Raw genomic sequence first — 15,484 nt, forward strand, 5'->3', positions numbered from 1 at the left:
GGGCACGCGCGCCGGCGGCCTCGGCGCGCGATGGAAGCGGTTCCGGCGGCGCGTGCCCGAACCGGCCGCCGGGTTTCGTAGTCCGATTCGATCGTCTGACGAAAACGCGCTTTCACGCTACGAGGCGCGCTTCTTTTTCTTTCAGTTCCCGTCGCTACACTCGTCCCATTCAACGGTCCGCGCAGCACGGGGAAGGGTTGCCCGTGCCAGCCGGCGATAACGACAGGACAACGGCACGATGGCTGAACCGAAGGCGCTCCCCCGCGACTGGCAGCGGTTGTTTTCCGCCGGCCGCGGCGTGTCCGGACGGCGCCTCGGGGGCGCATCGCCGCGCGCCGACCTGTTTCTCGCAACCTTCATCGTCGCGGTCGTCGCGCTGTTCATCCTGCCGCTGCCGCAGACCGCGCTCGACGGGATGATCTCGCTGAATCTCGCGGCGAGCGTCGTGCTGCTGACGGTGTCGACCTACGTGCCGTCGGCGGTCAGCTTCTCGTCGTTCCCCGCGTTGCTGCTGTTTACGACGCTGTTCCGGCTCGCGCTGAACATCGCGTCGTGCAAGCTGATCCTGCTGCATGCGAACGCCGGCCACGTGATCGACGCGTTCGGGCGGCTGGTGGTCGGCAACAACGTGGTGGTGGGCGGCGTCGTGTTCCTCGTGATCGCGGTCGTGCAGTTCATCGTGATCGCGAAAGGGTCGGAGCGGGTGGCCGAAGTCGGCGCGCGCTTCTCGCTCGACGCGATGCCGGGCAAGCAGATGAGCATCGACGCGGACCTGCGCGCGGGCATCATCAGCGCCGACGAAGCGCGCGAGCGCCGCGAGAAGCTCGAGCAGGAATCGCAGATGCACGGCGCGATGGACGGCGCGATGAAGTTCGTGAAGGGCGACGCGATCGCGGGCCTCGTGATCGCGTTCATCAACATCGTGGCCGGCATCGCGGTCGGCACGCTGATGCACGGGATGGACATCGGCGAGGCGCTGCAACGTTACGCGATCCTGACGGTCGGCGACGGGATGGCGTCGCAGATTCCATCGCTGCTGGTGTCGATCGCGGCCGGCATCGTGACGACGCGCGTCGCGACGCGCGATGCGCGGCAGCGCCAGCTCGGCGAACAGCTCGGCGAGCAACTGGGGGCGCACCCGCGCGCGCTGCTGATCGCGGCGTTCGTGCTGACCGGTTTTCTCGTCGTGCCCGGTTTTCCGAAATGGTCGTTCGCGCTGATCGCGCTCGGCCTCGGTGCATTCGCGTTCTCGCAACTGAAGCGCAAGACGTCGGCGCCAAGCTTCAACCTGATTCATGTCGCGGGGCGCGTCGGCGCGGCCGACGACGGCCAGCCCGCGAAGGTGTCGCACGCGGCGGGCGTCACGTCGCTGATCGCGGTGTCGCTGTCCGACGAGCTACGCACGGGCCTGAACCTCGCGCAATTGCAGGCGGCGCTGTCGAGCGCGAAGGCGCGCGTCGACGCGGACATCGGCACGGTGTTTCCGCGCATCACGCTGAACGACGACGAGGGCGCGCCGGCCGGCACGTACCGGATCTACCTGCAGGACGTGCTTGCCGCGCACGGCGCGCTGAAGCCGGGCTGGCTGCTGTGGGACGGCGTCGCGCCGCTACCCGAGCGCGCGGAGCGCCAGCCGGCCGAGGCGTTCGGCCCGTTCGCGACCGCGCTGTGGATCAAGCCGGACGGCGCGGCGCCGGACGGCAAGTGGCTGTCGAGCGAGAGCGCGCTGGCCGCGCACGTCGAGCAGATCGTGCGCCAGCATGCGGACGAATTGCTCGGCATCCAGGAGACGCAGGCGCTCGTGCATCTGGTGCGCCGCGATCACCCGGAGCTCGTCGGCGAACTGACGCGGCTCGTGCCGCTGCAGCGCGTGACCGAAGTGCTGCGTCGGCTGCTCGCCGAACAGGTGCCGATCCGCAACTTGCGCGTGATCTTCGAGAGCCTGATCACGTGGGCGCCGAACGAGCCCGACGACGTGATCGCGCTGGTCGAACTCGTGCGCGTCGACCTGCGCCGGATGATCACCGACCGTCACGCGGGCACGGCGCGCCAGCTGCGGGTCGTGCTGTTCGAGCAGAACCTGCAGGAGCGGATCGAAAGCGCGGTGATGCGCACGAAGCAGGGTAATTTCCTCGCGCTGTCGAGCGCGGTCAAGCAGGACATCGGCGAGCAGGTGCGCGCGATCGTGCAGGCCGCGCAGGCGGCCGGCACCGGCGGCCACGGTGGTCACGGCAATGCGCCGGGCGCCGCGCGGCTCGCGGTGATGGTCGCGCTCGGCGCGCGCCGCTACGTGAAGACGATCCTGCAGCCGGTGCTGCCCGACCTCGCGGTGCTGTCGTACCAGGAAGTCGAGGAGGACGTGCAGTTGCATACGGTCGGCTGGGTGAAGAACCCGCCGGACGACGGCACGGTTGGCGCGGGCGCCGACGTGCGCGCGCCGGGAGCCGTGCAATGACGAGCTCGACGATCCTCGACCTGACGCGCCAGGCGCTGATGCTCGTGCTGCTGCTGTCGCTGCCGATCGTGCTGATCGCGACCGTCACCGGCCTCGTCGTCGCGATCCTGCAGGCCGTCACGCAGGTGCAGGACGCCAATATCGGCATCGCGGTGCGGCTGATCGCCGTGATGGTCGCGCTCGTGCTGCTGTCGGGCTGGCTTGGCGGCGAAGTGCTGCGCTTCGCGCAGCAGGCGCTGGAACGCATGTTCGTTTCTTCCACAGGAGTCTTTTGATGCGTCGACGCGTCGCCTCGATCCGGTTTCAACCGCGCAGCCTGCAACGGGCCGCGCTTGCCGTGTGCGCGACCGCGCTGCTCACGGCGTCGCTGTGCATGGCGCCCGCGCAGCATGCGCGCGCCGCGGACCTGCGCTGGCGCAACAAGCCGTTCACGATCGTCGCGAACGGCAAGAAGATCGGCGACTTCATCCGCGAGCTCGCGTCGTCCCAGGGCGTGACGGCGGTGGTCGACCCGAAGGTCGACGGCGTGATCAGCGGCCGCTTTTCCGGCACGCCGCAGCAGACGCTCGACACGATCTGCTCGACCTACGGGCTCACGTGGTACTACGACGGCTCGTTCCTGTACGTCGATCCGGCCGACCAGTCGCAAACGCAGATGATCCCGATCCCGCCGAACGCGTCCGGCGAAATCGGCCGCGCGCTGCAGGCGATGCAGATTCCGGACAAGCGCTACACGCTGGTGATCAACGATCGCGCGAACAGCGTGTACGTGGCCGGCCCGCGCCGCTACGTCGAGCTCGTGCGGCAGGCGATCGGCTCGGTCGGCGATCCGTCGGCGAACGGCGCGCATGCGGACATCCGCGCGTTCCGTCTGAAATACGGTTGGGCGTCGGATTTCACGATCAACCGTTCGGGCAAGGAAGTGACGGTGCCGGGCGTCGCGACGATCCTGCGCCGGCTGTTCGGCAAGACCGGCGATACGACCGCGGCGCCGTCGAGCACGCCGCTCGGGCAGGCCGCGCGCCAGGTGAAGCTCGGCTCGGGGCTGACGATCGCGGTGCCGCGCCTCGACTTCCCCGACATCTCCGGCGGCCCGCGGCAGGGCGGCTATGGCGGTGCGGACGGCAGCATGGGCGGCGGGTTCTCGCCGTTCTCGAACAACGGCGGCGGCGACACGCTGCCGCAGATCGTCGCCGATCCGGCGATCAACGCGGTGATCGTGCGCGACCTGCCGGAGAACATGTACCGCTACCAGTCGCTGATCGGCCAGCTCGACGAGCGGCCGCGCATCGTCGAGATCAACGTGACGATCATCGACATCAACGAGGATTCGCTCGACAGCCTCGGGATCGACTGGCGCCTGCACACGACGCACGGCGACGTGCAGATCGGCAACGGCCAGAACGCGCTGAACGGCAACACGCAGTACAACGGCGCCGGCAACCCGCCGCTGACGTTCGGCATCGGCACGTCGGAAACCGGGCAGACGGGCGCCTTCATGCCGACCGGCATCGCGCTGACCGCATCGATCGGCGGGTCGCTGCGCAACTACCTGCTCACGCGCGTGAACGCACTCGCGCAGAAAGGCCAGGCGCAACTGCGATCGAAGCCGAAGGTGCTCGCGCTCGACAACACCGAGGCGATCCTCGAGAACCTCACGCAGTTCTACGTGCAGGTGCCGGGCTATCAGGATTCGTCGCTGTACAGCGTGACGACCGGCACCAGCATCAAGGTGACGCCGATGATCGTCGACGAGGCGATCCGCAATGCGGCGGCCGTGTCGGGCAATCCGCAGAGCGTGATGATGTCGATCGACATCCAGGACGGCAATATCGTGCCGGGGCAGGCCGTGTCGAACGTGCCGGTGATCCAGCAGCGCAACATCGTCACCAAGACGATGATCGACGAAGGCAAGAGCCTGCTGATCGCCGGTTTCAACGACGACGAGGTGCGGCTGAACAAGAGCGGCGTGCCCTGGCTGTCCGACATTCCGCTGATCGGCAACCTGTTCAAGTACACCGACAAGTCGGGCAACCACATGGAGCGGTTCTACCTGCTGACGCCGCGCGTCGTGACGAATGCGTCGATGTATGCGCCAGACGGCTCGCCCGTGAACCCGGGCGTCGACGGTCCGGCGAACCCTGAAGGGCTGTCGATGTATCGGCCGCCGGACAACGACGTCGCGGTGCCGCTCACGCCGAAGCCGCTGCCCGGCACGAAGTTCGGTCCGCCCGCGTTGCCGCCGCCCCCGAAGGATGCGGCGTCGCAGCCGGCCGCGACGACCGCAGGAGTGGTCACGCATGTCGACGAGCATCATTGATCCGCACGGCGACGGCGCGTTGCCCGGCGGCGCGGGAAGCGCGGGGGCCGGTTCGGCCGCGCTCGCGTCGCCGTGGAACCTGTGCTTCCTGAGCGGGCCGATGTACGGCCGCACGATGTCGCTCGCGCGCGGCGCGAACTGGGTCGGCACGGCGGCCGATTGCGAAGTGATCCTGCCCGATCGCGAGATCGGCGCGAAACAGGTATGCCTGCAGGTCGGCGCGCTCGCGGTGACCGTGCAGAACCACGGCGGCGACACCGGTGCGCCGGTGCTGTTCAACGACGAGCCGCTCGGCAGTGGCCGCCGCTCGCTGACGCCGAACGACGTCGTGACGGTCGGCTCGATCCGGCTCGGCATCGCGCGGCATGCGCAGGCGAGCGTCGCGGTGCCCGACGAAGCCGATGCGCCGGACGCCGCGCGCGAGGCCGCGTGGCTCGGCTGGCTCACGGGCGGGCTACGCCGCCTCGGCAGCCGGCGGCTCGTGATCGCGCTGGTCGCGCTGTGGGTCGGCGTGCTGCTCGGCGCACTCGGCTACGGCTTCGTCGCATGGTCGGGGCGGCTGCCGTGGCAGCACGAATCGGTGCTCGCGCGCACGCACCGGCTGCAGCAGCTGCTGCACGCGTATCCGGAGCTGGCGGTCGCGCCGCGCGACGACGGCGTGATCGTATCGGGTTACGTGAGCGACCCGGCCGCGCGCGAGCGCGTCGCGCAGATCGTCGCGGGTGTCGACAACGCGGCGCTCGGCAACATCTATGTGGTCAGCGATCTGGTCGCGACCGCGCAGACCTATTTCAGCGATACGGCGCTGACGGTCACGTATCTCGGGCGGGGCCGGATCGAGCTGACGGGCACGGCCGCGCGCGCGCAGATCGAGCCGCGTATTCGCAACTACATGAAGGACGCTCGGCCGGCGCTCGAGGTGGTCGATCACGTGCGCGACGCCGATGCGGCCGCGCCGCGCACGGCGACGACGCTCGGCGGCACGGCGGGCATTCCGGAGATCACGACCGTGTTCGCGGGCGACGGCGACCAGCGCTACATCGAGACGGTCGACGGCAGCCGCTATTTCGAAGGCGCGCGGCTGAAGGAGGGTGCGACCGTCGTGTCGATCGGCCCGGACGAAGTGGTGTTCGAGCGCAACGGCCAGCGCATCACGATGCCGCTCGGCGGCCCGTCGGCGCATGCGCCCGAGCAGGCGCCGGCGCCGCCCGTGGCGCCGCTCGCGAGCGGGGCGGCGGCGGGCGTCGCGCAGCCGGTGCCGGGGCCGACGCTGTTGCCCGATGCGCCGGCGACGCCGGCCGTCGCGACGGCCGGCGCATCGAAGGGCGCGACGCACTAGCGTCGAGACAGGATTTGCGCAGCGCGTTTCGCGATGCGCGCATTACGCGACACGCCGCGCATGCGGCGCGTCACGTCGCTGGCGGGGCATGGGGCCGCCGCCGGAAGGTGGAGTGTGGTTCACGTAAAGGAGCGAAGCATGGGTACCTCGGCAACAGGTGGTGTGACGAACACGGGCGACGTGCAGAAGCAGGCCGACGACCTGACCAAGACGCAGCTCGAACTGACCAAGATCAACTTCCAGGTTCAGCAATCGACTGCGACGTTCGAAACCAGCAACGCAGTGACCGCGCAGGAAGGGACGGCGAACGCCCAGGTTGCGCAACACCTGAGTTCCGCCGGCCGCGCGTGACGCCGGTCGCCGGCCGTGCCGCGCGACGTCGCATGCCGGGGCCGCCCGTGACGGGCGCCCGGTGTGGTGTCGATGCGTGCCGGCCGGCCCGTTTCCGGCTCTGCCGGTCAAGGAGGACACGATCATGTCGGTAACAGGCGTAGGCGCGGCGCCGCCGGGCGCGGCGGCGCTCGCGAGTGCCGCGCAGCAAACGGGCACGGCGTCCGATCCGGCGCAGGTGCGCCAGTTCGATGCGCTGATGCAGCCGGGCGCGTCGACGGCCGCCCCGCCGTCTTCGTCGGGCGTCGCGATGGCGCGCGCGCCGGCGGATGCGGCGCCGGCCGTGCAGATGACGCCCGCGCAGGCGAACCAGTCGTCGCTCGTCGAGCGGTTGCGCACGTACGGCAACGATCTCGATTCGCGGTACGCGAACATCGACAAGCATCGCAACGAGATGCTGACGTCGATGGCGGACAGCCGCAGCGACCCGCTGATGACGATGGTGAAGGCGATGGATTTCCAGTGGACCGCAACCACCACGATTTCGGAATACCAGTTGAGCCTGTCGGTTGCGCAGGCGGCGAACGGCTTCACGCATACGGTGCTGAAGACGCAGGAGTGAAAGCGCGCGTGCGGGCCATGCGGCCTCACGCGCCCTGAAGCGGACAAACGATGACGACGATCGATTCGACGCCGCGCACGCATGCGTGGCGCAGCCGGGCGGCGCGCGCGCTGCTCGCGGGGCTGCTCGTGCTGTTGGCCGGGTGCCAGAAGGAGCTGTACTCGGGCCTGTCGGAGCGCGACGCGAACCAGATGATCGCGGTGCTCGGCGACGCGGGCATCAGCGCGTCGAAGGACAACGACGCGCGCGACACGTCGGACCGCAACGCGTGGCTCGTGAGCGTCGCGGACGGCGACATGCAGTCGGCGCTCACGGTGCTGCACGCGAACGGGCTGCCGAAGCCGAGCTATGCGAGCCTGGGCGAACTGTTCCAGAAGCAGGGCCTCGTGTCGACGCCGGCCGAGGAGCGCGTGCGCTACCTGTACGGCGTGTCGCAGGATCTGTCGCGTACGCTGCAGGACATCGAGGGCGTGGTCGTCGCGCGCGTGCAGGTCGTGATTCCGGAGAACGATCCGCTCGCGGACAAGATCAAGCCGTCGTCGGCCGCGGTGTACATCCGCTACCGGCCGGGTGTCGACTTGCGCGCGATGGCGCCGATGGTCAAGGATCTCGTCGCGCACAGCATCGAAGGGCTGCAGTACGACAACGTGTCGCTGTTCCTGCAGCCGGCCGCCGCGCGCGCGACGCGCGTGGACGGAATCGGCAGCGCGGTGTCGGACATCCTGCGGCTGCGCTCGCCGCTCGGCTGGCTCGTGTTCGCGCTGATCCTGCTGACCTGCGCGGTGATCGCGCTGTCGGCCGCGCGGCGCGGGATGTTCGGCGCGCGGCTCGCGGGCCTGCTCGGCGCACCGCGCGGTGCGAACGGCGGCGGCGCGGCCGCACAGCAGGCAGGCGGCGGGCTGCGCACGCCGGACGGCGCGCGCGACGGCGCATGAGCGATCCGCATGCGCGGCCGCCGGGCGACGCGTCTGACGCGACGCGGCTGCCATGGCTGCAGCCGCTTGCGCCGCCGCCGGCCGCGCGCGCTGCCGTGTTCCATGCGCTCGTCTGCGATTTCAACCTGCGGCCCGACCGCTATCTGCACGTGACGCGCGTGCCGGCCGACTGGCCCGCGCGCTACCGTTCGCCGGACGCGTTCGGCGCGGCCGGCCGCAAGCTGCTCGCGCGACACCTGCTCGACGTGAACGGCGTGGCCGACCGGCACGACTTCGACGTCGCGAACCCGTGTGCGCGGCTCGCGCTGCTGCCGGGCGCGGCGCTCGAGCAACTGGCCGCGTATGCGGGGCTGCTGCTGCATCGCGCGTGGCTGCGCGACGCGCTGGCCGGGCGCCGCATCCGCGCGGAAGTCGCGGCGCGGCTCGGCGGCGATGCGCTCGAACTCGCGCTCGAACGCGCGCCGGAATTCGGCGCGCTTGCGGAAACGCTCGAACCGTGGCGCGCCGATCCCGCCGCGCTGCCGGCCGTGATCCGCGCGCGCGGCGGCCGGCTGCTCGCGGATTTCATCGGCGTGGCCGGCGACGCGGTCGCGCGGCGCGTGCGCCTGAAATTCAACCGCGCGATCGACGACGAGGCGCCGTACTGGCTGAACCGCGCGCAGCGCGATCAGTTCGGCGAACTGATGTTCCTGTTTCTGATTCCCGAGAGGCTTGCGTCATGGGACTGGCTTTTCTGATCACGAGCGACAACCTGCAGCTGCTGTCCGAGCGCAAGGTGCTCAAGGAGCGCGAATACGCGGCGCTGCTCGACGCGTCCGCGGTGATCGCGACCGCGCATGAAGAGGCCGCGCGCATCGTCGCCGACGCACAGCGCGAATTCGACAAGCGCCAGGCGGCCGGCTACGACGAAGGCATGCGCCGCGCGCAGCGCGAGCAGGCCGCGCAGGCGTACACGCAGGCGCTCGCCGCCACGCGCACGATGGAGACGATGAAGGACGCGATGGCCGATATCGTCGTGAAGGCCGTGCGCGCGATCGTCGGCGAGATGAGCACGCAGAAGCTGTACGAGGCCGCGCTCGCGCGGATTGCGCCGCTCGTGCGCGACGAGGCGTTCCTGATCGTGCGTATCGCGCCCGGCCGCACCGACGAGATGCGCGATGCGCTCGACGGCGCATTCGCGGGGCAGTCGAACCGGCAGAAGATCCGCATCGTCGAGGACGCGCAGCTCGAACGCCACGCGTGCACGGTCGAGACGCCGTCCGGGCGCATCGACGCGAGCCTCGACCTGCAGATCGACGCGTTGCGCCAGGCGATCCGCCGCGACGCGCTGAAGGGGGCCGCGCGATGAACGCGCCGCTCGACGATCCGCCGTCGTTCGGCGACGACGACGGCGCGCCGTTCGATCGCGGCCGCCTCGTCGGCGAACTCGATGCGGGGCTCGCGTTCTTTTCGCCGGTGTCGGTGCAGGGCCGCGTCAACCACGCGGTCGGGCAGATATTGAACGCGACGGGCATCCGCGCGCGGCTCGGCGAGATCTGCGAGCTGCGCACGCCGAACCAGCCGACGCTGCTTGCGGAGGTGGTCGGCTTTTCGCGGCAGACGACGCTGCTCACGCCGCTCGGCGACGTGGCCGGGCTGTCGCCGGAGACGACCGTCGTGCCGTCTGGGCGCGAGCATGTGTTCCCGGTGGGCGAAGGGCTGTTCGGCCGCGTGCTCGACGGGCTCGGCCGGCCGCTCGACGATCGCGGGCCGGTGACCGGCGCCGCGTGGGTATCGACGCAGCAGGACCCGCCGAATCCGCTTGCGCGCAAGCTGATCGACACGCCGTTTCCGACCGGCGTGCGCGTGATCGACGGCCTGATGACGCTCGGCGTCGGGCAGCGCGTCGGCATCTTTGCGCCGTCGGGCGTCGGCAAGAGCACGCTGCTCGGGATGATCGCGCGCGGCGCGCAGGCCGACGTGAACGTGATCGCGCTGGTCGGCGAACGCGGCCGCGAGGTGCGGGAATTCATCGAGCACAGCCTGTCGCCGGAGGTGCGCGCGCGTTCGATCGTCGTCGTGTCGACGTCGGACCGCCCCGCGATGGAGCGCGTGAAATCCGCACTGGTCGCGACCGCGATCGCCGAGCACTTTCGCGATGCGGGCAAGCGCGTGCTGCTGCTGGTCGATTCGCTGACGCGCTTCGCCCGCGCGCAGCGCGAGGTCGGCCTCGCGAGCGGCGAGCCGCCGACGCGGCGCAGCTTTCCGCCGTCGACGTTCGCGGTGCTGCCGCGCCTGCTCGAACGCGCGGGGCAGGGCGCGCACGGATCGATCACCGCGCTGTACACGGTGCTCGTCGAAGGCGACGAGGAATCGGACCCGATCGCCGAGGAAGTGCGCTCGATCCTCGACGGCCATATCGTGCTGTCGCGCAAGATCGCGCTCGCGAACCGCTATCCGGCGATCGACGTGCTCGCGAGCCTGTCGCGCGTGATGCCGCTCGTCGCGAGCCGCGCGCACCAGCATGCGGCCGCGCGCGTGCGCGAACTGATCGCGAAGTACCAGGAAATCGAGCTGCTCGTGCAGATCGGCGAGTATCGCGAAGGCAGCGACCGGCTCGGCGATCTCGCGCTGCGTGCGCGCGACGCGATCGGCGCGTTCTGCGCGCAGGCGTCGGACGAGGACGTGCGCTTCGACGCGCTGCTCGCGAAACTGACGAAGCTGGCGAACGATCATGTCTGAAGCCGACGACCGTCTCGTGCTCGCGACGCTCGCCCGCCTGAAGCGGGTGCGCGAGATGCGCAGCCAGATCGCGCGCGTCGCGGCCGCGCGCCAGCAGGGCATCGCCGCGCAGAGCCGGCGCGCGCTGGCGGCCGCGCGGGCGCAGCTCGCGCAGCAGGTCGCCGCGAAGGCCGCGATCCAGACACGGCTCGCCGACGACGTGCGCGAAGCGCGCGCATTGCAGGACGCGGCGGCCGATACACGCACGTTCGACCGGCATATCGGCACCGCGAACGCGTCGGTGAGCGAGGCCGCGCACGTGCATCGCGGCCACGAGGCGACGCTCGCCGACCTGCAGCGCGCCGCGCGCAAGGCGAAGGCCGCCGAGGACAAGCTGGACAAGGCCGGCGAGAAGGCGCTGCACGCGCGCGCCGCGCGGGTCGAGCGCGACGCCGACGAGGTCGCGGACGGCTACGCGGTCCGGCGCTTCGCGACGGGCGGCACCTGGGTGGCCGGCGCGGGCGACGCGGCCGGTCATGCGTCCACGCCGCCGGAGGCCGCCGCCGCGTTCGATGCGGCAATGACCGAAGCGGAAACCGGTGCCGACATCACGGCTGAAACCGGCCCGTCCGCCTCGCCCGACGACTCCGCCCCGCCCGCCGTCGCGGAGCGCCGATGCTAGACCAGGCCGCGGGTTTCAACGACGTCGCCGGCATGCTGCGGCCGCTGCTCTACGTGATGCCGCGCCTGCTGCCGATCATGTTCGTCGTGCCGGTGTTCAACGAGCAGATCATCACGGGCCTCGTGCGCAACGGGATCGCGGTCGTGATCGCCGCGTTCGTCGCGCCGACGATCGATGCCGCGCAGGTCGCCGCGCTGCCGTTCCTGATGTGGTGCCTGCTCGTCGCGAAGGAGGCGGTGGTCGGCATGCTGCTCGCGGGCGCGTTCAGCGCGGTGCTGTTCGCGATCCAGGGCGTCGGCTACCTGATCGACTTCCAGACCGGCAGCGGCAGCGCCGCGTTCTTCGATCCGATGGGCGGGCACGAGGGCGGCCCGACGTCCGGATTCCTGAATTTCGTCGCGATCGCGCTGTTCGTCACCGCGGGCGGGTTGCAGGTGCTCGTGCAGCTGTTCGCGCAGTCGTACGCATGGTGGCCGATCGGCTCGCTCGGCCCCGATTTCTCGTCGATGCTGCAAACCTTCATCGTGCGGCAGACCGACACGATCTTCGAATGGATGGTGAAGCTCGCCGCGCCGGTCACGATCGTGCTGGTGCTCGTCGAACTCGGCATCGGCCTGGTCGGGCGCGCGGTGCCGCAGCTCAACATCTTCGTGTTCTCGCAGCCGCTGAAGAGCGCGCTCGCGCTGCTGATGATGGTCTTGTTCCTGCCGGTGGTGTACGCGTCGCTGCATTCGCTGCTGAGCCCCGACAGCGGGCTGATGGCGCTGCTGCGCGCGCTGTTCGCCGCGCACGGCGGCGGCTGAACGCGCGGGAGCCGACATGGCCGAAAAGGACCAGAAGCCGACCGCGAAGCGCCTGCGCGAGGCGCGCGAGAAGGGCGACGTACCGAAGAGCGCGGAAACGGTGTCGTCGGCGTTCTTCGTCGGCGTGTGCGTGGCGCTCGCGGTGGGCATCGGTTCGATGTTCGCGCGATTGCAGGCGCTGTTCCGGCTCGTGTTCGACGCGGTCGGCGCGGCCGATCCATCCGCGCGGCTCGCGGTGCTGATCGACGGCGCCGCGCGCGACTGGGCCACGCAGTCCGCGCAGATCGTCGCGGCCGGGCTGCTGGCGGGGCTGCTCGCGGGCTTCGTGCAGGTGGGCGGCGTGATGGCGTGGAGCCGCCTCGTGCCGCAGTTGTCGCGGCTCAACCCGGCCGAGGGGATGAAGAACCTGTGGTCGCTGCGCAACCTCGTCAACCTCGCGAAGATGCTGCTGAAGACGGTGCTGCTCGTCGCGACGCTCGGCTGGCTGATCGTCGAGTCGCTCGATCCGTCCGTGCAGTCGGGCTTCACGCGGCCGGTCTCGATCCTCGCGCTGATCGTGAAGCTGCTGATGCTGCTGTTCGGCTGGGCCGCGCTGATCTACATCGTGATGGCGCTGATCGACATCGTGCACCAGCGGCACGAATTCAACCAGAAAATGAAAATGTCGATCGACGAAGTGCGGCGCGAGCACAAGGAGGACGAAGGCGATCCGCACATCGAGGCGAAGCGCCGCCAGCTTGCGCGCGAAGTGCAGTTCGCGTCGCTGCCGGACCGGGTCGGCTATGCGTCGGTGGTCGTCTATTCGTCGCGCGTCGCGGTCGCGCTCTACTACGGCGGGATGGGCTCGCTGCCGTGGGTGCTCGCGCGCGGCGAGGGCGACGCGGCCGAGCGGATCGTGCGGCTGGCCCGCGACGCGCTGCGCCCGACGCTCGCGAACGTCGGGCTCGCGCAGGCGCTGTACGAGACGACGCCCGAGAACGGCACGATCCAGCCGCAGCATTTCCGCGAGGTCGCGCAGTTGCTGAAATGGGCGACCGGCGCCGCGTGACGCGGCGTTCCGGGGGGCGTCATGCTGGTATGCCCCCTTTTTTTACCTGCCTTGCCTGCCGGCCATCCGGCGGGATTCGATATGGCCCCGTGATCTGGCCATCCGCACGCGGCGCTTGACGTCCATTTTTTTCCGGACGGTGCCCGCATTCACTGGTGAATTATTGCTGATTTATTTCTTCGTAATATGGCTCGACCGTCATGCCCGACGGCGGGCCGCGAGGTGCGCGGTGCGTGACGGAACAGGTCAACAGGGGCAGACAAATCAATGTGCGGAATCGACGGCTTTCTGAATAGCGTCGCCTTCGATGAGGAGACAGCGCGCGGCACGCTCGCGCGAATGACGGCGAGCCTCGCGCATCGCGGGCCGGACGGGCAGGGCATCTGGGTCGACCCGGATGCCGGCATCGCGCTCGGCCACCGGCGGCTCGCGATCGTCGACCTGTCGGTGCACGGCCGGCAGCCGATGGCTTCCGCGTGCGGCCGCTACGTCCTCGTCTTCAATGGCGAAATCTACAACCATCGCGAACTGCGCGCGGAGCTCGAGCGCACGGGGCGCGCACCGGCGTGGCGCGGCCACTCCGACAGCGAGGTGCTGATCGCGGCGATCGTCGCGTGGGGCGTCGAGGCCACGTTGCGCCGCGCGACCGGCATGTTCGCGTTCGCGCTGTGGAATCGCGCATCGCGGGTGCTGACGCTCGCGCGCGACCGGATCGGCGAGAAGCCGCTCTACTACGGCCGGATCGGCGACGCGCTCGTGTTCGCGTCCGAGCTGAAGGCGCTGCGCGGCTATCCGGGCTTCGACGGCGCGATCGACCGCGACGCGCTGTGCCTGTATCTGCGCCAGTCGAGCGTGCCCGCGCCTTACACGATCTATCGCGGCATCCGCAAGCTGCCGCCCGGCACGTACATCCAGTTCGAACATGCGCGCGACACGCCGCGCGTGCGTGCGTACTGGACGCTCGAACAGGCGATCGAGGCGGGCCGCGCGCAGCCGTTCGAGGGCAGCGCCGGCGAAGCCGTCGATCAGCTCGACACGATCCTGCGCCAGGCCGTCGCGCGGCAGATGGAAGCCGACGTGCCGCTCGGCGCGTTCCTGTCGGGCGGCATCGATTCGTCGGCGATCGTCGCGCTGATGCAGGCGCAATCGGCGTCGCCGGTCGACACGTTTACGATCGGCTTTCACGAGGCCGGCTACGACGAGGCCGGTTACGCGAAGGCCGTCGCGCGCCATCTCGGCACGCGCCATACCGAGCTTTACGTGACGGCCGACCACGCGCTCGGCGTCGTGCCGAAGCTGCCGTCGATCTACGACGAACCGTTTTCCGATGCGTCGCAGATTCCGACCTTTCTCGTCTCCGAACTGACGCGCCGGCACGTGAAGGTGAGCCTGTCCGGCGACGGCGGCGACGAGCTGTTCGGCGGCTATACGCGCTACTTCCTGACGCCGCGCCTGTGGCGCAAGCTGCATCGCGTGCCGGCCGCGGTGCGCGCGCGGATCGCCGCCGCGCTGCATGCGTTGCGGCCCGATCACGCGGACCAGCTCGCGGCCGTCGCGCAGGGCGCATGGGGCGGCGGCGTGGAAGCGCGCGAATCGTCGTCGCGCATCGGCGATCGCCTGCACAAGCTCGGCCATGTGATGACCGCCGAGAGCCGCATCGGGCTGTACCGGCTGCTGATGTCGTCCGTGCATCATCCGGAGCGCATCGCGCTCGCCGGGCAGGAGCCGCCGACGCCGCTCGACACGGTATCCGCGTGGCCCGCGCACCTGAGCTTCGCCGAGCAGGCGATGGCGATCGACACGCTCACGTACCTCCCGACCGACATCCTCGCGAAGGTCGATCGCGCGGCGATGGCCGTGAGCCTCGAGACGCGCATGCCGTTTCTCGATCATCACGTCGTCGAATTCGCGTGGCGCGTGCCGGCGTCGGTGCGCTTGCCGGAAGGGCAGTCGAAGGCGCTGCTGCGCCGGCTGCTGGACCGATACGTGCCGTCCGCGCTGATCGACCGGCCGAAGCAGGGCTTCTGCGCGCCCGTCGACCACTGGCTGCGCGGCGCGCTGCGCGACTGGGCCGACGCGCTGCTGCGGCCGTCGCGCCTGCGCGACGAAGGCTTCTTCGATGCGGCGGCGGTCGAGCGGCTGTGGCGCCAGCACCAGACGGGCCGGATGAACTGGCAGCACCAGCTGTGGACGGTGCTGATGTTCCAGGCGTGGCTGGAACATCAGCGGGCGACGTGATGCGGCGTGCCG

General features: G+C 70.1%; 14 protein-coding genes. All 14 read left to right on the plus strand.

What is annotated here, in order from left to right; all coding sequences use genetic code 11:
- Positions 1 to 238: 238 nt before the first annotated feature.
- The 14 genes from sctV (at position 239) to asnB (ending at position 15,472) form a co-directional block, all read left to right on the plus strand.
- The gene (gene sctV, locus HWX55_RS15445) at positions 239 to 2,455 is read left to right on the plus strand and encodes a type III secretion system export apparatus subunit SctV (protein WP_175976342.1); all 2,217 of its coding nucleotides are present in this window, start codon (positions 239 to 241) and stop codon (positions 2,453 to 2,455) included.
- Positions 2,452 to 2,730 carry a type III secretion system export apparatus subunit SctS gene (gene sctS / locus HWX55_RS15450; RefSeq protein WP_009687668.1) on the plus strand — a complete coding sequence of 93 codons (279 nt, stop codon included), beginning with the start codon at positions 2,452 to 2,454 and terminating at the stop codon, positions 2,728 to 2,730. Before sctV ends, sctS begins: the two co-directional genes overlap by 4 nt.
- A complete protein-coding gene (gene sctC / locus HWX55_RS15455) occupies positions 2,730 to 4,775 on the plus strand; it encodes a type III secretion system outer membrane ring subunit SctC (protein ID WP_175976343.1) in 2,046 nt (681 codons plus the stop codon). The genes sctS and sctC overlap by 1 nt, the downstream gene beginning before the upstream one ends.
- Complete coding sequence (gene sctD / locus HWX55_RS15460; RefSeq protein WP_175976344.1) at positions 4,756 to 6,114, plus strand: type III secretion system inner membrane ring subunit SctD; 1,359 nt, start codon at positions 4,756 to 4,758, stop codon at positions 6,112 to 6,114. The genes sctC and sctD overlap by 20 nt, the downstream gene beginning before the upstream one ends.
- Positions 6,115 to 6,252: 138 nt before the next feature.
- Positions 6,253 to 6,465: a hypothetical protein gene (locus HWX55_RS15465; RefSeq protein ID WP_050015022.1), complete on the plus strand. Its 213-nt coding sequence runs from the start codon at positions 6,253 to 6,255 to the stop codon at positions 6,463 to 6,465.
- 124 nt (positions 6,466 to 6,589) lie between these two features.
- Positions 6,590 to 7,066: a hypothetical protein gene (locus HWX55_RS15470; RefSeq protein WP_175976345.1), complete on the plus strand. Its 477-nt coding sequence runs from the start codon at positions 6,590 to 6,592 to the stop codon at positions 7,064 to 7,066.
- 50 nt (positions 7,067 to 7,116) lie between these two features.
- A complete protein-coding gene (sctJ, locus tag HWX55_RS15475; RefSeq protein WP_175976346.1) occupies positions 7,117 to 8,001 on the plus strand; it encodes a type III secretion inner membrane ring lipoprotein SctJ in 885 nt (294 codons plus the stop codon).
- The gene (locus tag HWX55_RS15480) at positions 7,998 to 8,738 is read left to right on the plus strand and encodes a SctK family type III secretion system sorting platform protein (RefSeq protein WP_175976347.1); all 741 of its coding nucleotides are present in this window, start codon (positions 7,998 to 8,000) and stop codon (positions 8,736 to 8,738) included. Before sctJ ends, HWX55_RS15480 begins: the two co-directional genes overlap by 4 nt.
- Entirely contained in the window at positions 8,720 to 9,349 is a 630-nt protein-coding gene (gene sctL, locus HWX55_RS15485) for a type III secretion system stator protein SctL (RefSeq protein ID WP_027781117.1), read from the plus strand. The genes HWX55_RS15480 and sctL overlap by 19 nt, the downstream gene beginning before the upstream one ends.
- Entirely contained in the window at positions 9,346 to 10,722 is a 1,377-nt protein-coding gene (gene sctN / locus HWX55_RS15490; RefSeq protein ID WP_175976348.1) for a type III secretion system ATPase SctN, read from the plus strand. Before sctL ends, sctN begins: the two co-directional genes overlap by 4 nt.
- Positions 10,715 to 11,383, plus strand: coding sequence for a hypothetical protein (locus HWX55_RS15495; protein ID WP_175976349.1), 669 nt, complete (start codon positions 10,715 to 10,717; stop codon positions 11,381 to 11,383). The genes sctN and HWX55_RS15495 overlap by 8 nt, the downstream gene beginning before the upstream one ends.
- Positions 11,377 to 12,186 (plus strand): type III secretion system export apparatus subunit SctT, encoded by an 810-nt coding sequence (gene sctT / locus HWX55_RS15500; protein WP_069619387.1) that lies wholly within the window; start codon positions 11,377 to 11,379, stop codon positions 12,184 to 12,186. The genes HWX55_RS15495 and sctT overlap by 7 nt, the downstream gene beginning before the upstream one ends.
- 16 nt (positions 12,187 to 12,202) lie before the next feature.
- Entirely contained in the window at positions 12,203 to 13,234 is a 1,032-nt protein-coding gene (locus tag HWX55_RS15505; protein ID WP_175976350.1) for an EscU/YscU/HrcU family type III secretion system export apparatus switch protein, read from the plus strand.
- Positions 13,235 to 13,501: 267 nt separating this feature from the next.
- A complete protein-coding gene (asnB, locus tag HWX55_RS15510) occupies positions 13,502 to 15,472 on the plus strand; it encodes an asparagine synthase (glutamine-hydrolyzing) (protein ID WP_175976351.1) in 1,971 nt (656 codons plus the stop codon).
- Positions 15,473 to 15,484: the final 12 nt, after the last annotated feature.

The sequence above is a fragment of the Burkholderia sp. BCC1047 genome (assembly GCF_902833155.1).
In the GTDB taxonomy this organism is placed as follows: Bacteria; Pseudomonadota; Gammaproteobacteria; order Burkholderiales; family Burkholderiaceae; genus Burkholderia; species Burkholderia sola.